The organism is Halorubrum sp. Atlit-26R, from assembly GCF_003666015.1.
In the GTDB taxonomy this organism is placed as follows: domain Archaea; phylum Halobacteriota; class Halobacteria; order Halobacteriales; family Haloferacaceae; genus Halorubrum.
This window is the reverse complement of sequence record NZ_QPLT01000424.1, coordinates 1-498: the sequence shown is the minus strand read 5'-3', so window position 1 is coordinate 498 and position 498 is coordinate 1. Positions and strand designations below refer to the sequence as shown.

Genomic DNA, 498 nt, shown 5'->3' with positions numbered 1-498 from the left:
TGGCACCGTCAAGTATTGCGGTGGGCGCTACGGATGGTTCGACGGGCGAAATCGCGCGGTTCTCCTCGCGAGGCCCAACGACGGCGGGGATCGTCAAACCCGATCTCGTCGCGCCCGGCGTCGGTATTACCGCTCCAAACGCCGGCGGGACCGCGGCCAGCGACACGCCGAATCCGTACGTCGAATACAGTGGAACGAGCATGGCGACGCCGCACGTGAGCGGCGTCGTGGCCATGATGTTGGACGCCGATCCGGACGCCACGCCCGACCGCGTCCGAAACACGCTGTTGTCGACGACGGACGCTCCCGTCGACGAAGCGAACTCCCCGACCGGCGCGTTCGCGCAAGGGACCGGCCAGGTGAACGCGAGCGACGCCGTCTCACCCGACCTCGTTCTCACCAACGCCAGCGAAAGCCTCGGCGTCGTCGGCGACGAGCCGTACGTCAACCGAACGCTGACCGTCGAGAATCCGACAAACGACTCGGTCGAATTGTTCG

At 66.5% G+C, this 498-nt stretch carries 1 protein-coding gene; it reads left to right on the top strand.

Annotated features, from left to right (window positions below):
* Positions 1–20: 20 nt before the first annotated feature.
* Positions 21–498: S8 family serine peptidase (locus DVK07_RS21275; protein WP_233565592.1), on the top strand; the 478-nt coding region annotated here is incomplete at its 3' end.